Below are 1,453 nucleotides of genomic sequence, written 5' to 3'. Positions count from 1 at the left end.
GGCCCGTTGGTCAAGTGGTTAAGACACCGCCCTTTCACGGCGGTAACACGGGTTCGAATCCCGTACGGGTCATCTTGCATGTAGCACATTGTTGCTACATGTTTTTTTTATGAAGACTTCCAGTCAAAAACTTAAATTTGAACAAAGTATTTCATATATGCAAAATGTATGTTTACGAGTGGATTTTTTCATGGTGAATCTAGTGCCATTGCTCTAATATGAGGGTAGATGGAGGAAATCGACATGAATTTACAAGAGGTACAACGGTTTTTAGCACTTTATCAGTCAGAACAAAATGAGCCTGAAACATGGTTAGCAAATAGATTACAACAGGTTGAATCTGCGGGAGAATATAATCCCACGACAGAAGAATTAATCTTCGGAGCACGAGTAGCTTGGCGCAATAGCAATAAATGTATTGGTCGTTTGTTTTGGCAATCACTACATGTTGTAGATGCACGTGACATTTTAGATGAGCAATCTATTTTCAAAACATTACTTGCACATATTCAATATGCAACAAATGACGGAAAAATTCGCCCGACGATTACAGTGTTTGCATCAGAACGTGTGCGTATTTGGAATCACCAGTTAATTCGTTATGCAGGTTATGAAACGGAGGAAGGAATTATCGGTGATCCCCATTCTATCCACTTTACGAATATATGCAAATCACTAGGCTGGCAAAGTGAGGGAACCGCGTATGATGTACTACCTATTATTGTGCAGGTAGATAAGCGTGCACCACAAGTATTTACCATCCCAGAGGAACATATATTAGAGGTGCCAATTCGTCATCCACAATATCCAAAGGTCCAAGAGCTTGATATAAAATGGTATGCAGTACCGATTATTTCGAGCATGCGCTTTCAAATGGCGGGAATTGATTTTCAAGCAGCTCCATTTAATGGATGGTATATGGGAACAGAAATAGGTGCGCGCAACTTAGCTGATCATGACCGCTACAACATGTTACCAGCGATAGCAGAAATTATTGAGCTGGATACGACAAAGCAGGCATCACTTTGGCGAGATCGTGCGTTAGTTGAGCTAAATATTGCCGTGCTTCATTCCTTTAAAGAAGACGGCGTAAGCATTGTCGATCATCATACGGCTGCGCAACAGTTTAAGCTGTTTGAGGAGGCGGAAGAGAAGGCAGGACGAGAGCTAACAGGTAACTGGACATGGCTGATTCCGCCACTATCGCCCGCAGCAACGCATATTTTTCACCAGCCTTATGTCAATGTTTACAATACGCCAAACTATTTTTATCAAAAGCCCCCATACTAAAAAGAAGAGGCAGCTCATCATATGAGCTGCCTTAGATTGAAGACAAAAGGTATTCAGAATGATCACATATCAATAAAGACAAGGTCAGCGCTCAATAATCCTTGATTCGCAATTGCTTCTAAGAGGCGATAGAAAATCTGTTCAAATATAGCTGAGTCTTGCA

1 protein-coding gene and 1 tRNA gene are annotated in these 1,453 nt (G+C 41.3%); both read left to right on the top strand.

Going from position 1 to position 1,453, the window contains the following annotated elements; genetic code table 11:
• A tRNA-Glu gene (locus tag ACOMCU_RS27960) sits at positions 1 to 72 on the top strand.
• Positions 73 to 243: 171 nt separating this feature from the next.
• Complete coding sequence (locus ACOMCU_RS27955; protein WP_010857632.1) at positions 244 to 1,290, top strand: nitric oxide synthase oxygenase; 1,047 nt, start codon at positions 244 to 246, stop codon at positions 1,288 to 1,290.
• Positions 1,291 to 1,453 lie beyond the last annotated feature (163 nt).

Source organism: Lysinibacillus sp. UGB7 (assembly GCF_049058285.1).
GTDB lineage: Bacteria > Bacillota > Bacilli > Bacillales_A > Planococcaceae > Lysinibacillus > Lysinibacillus sphaericus_B.
Note: the sequence above shows the minus strand (reverse complement) of the source record. Positions and strands in the feature narration are given on the sequence as shown.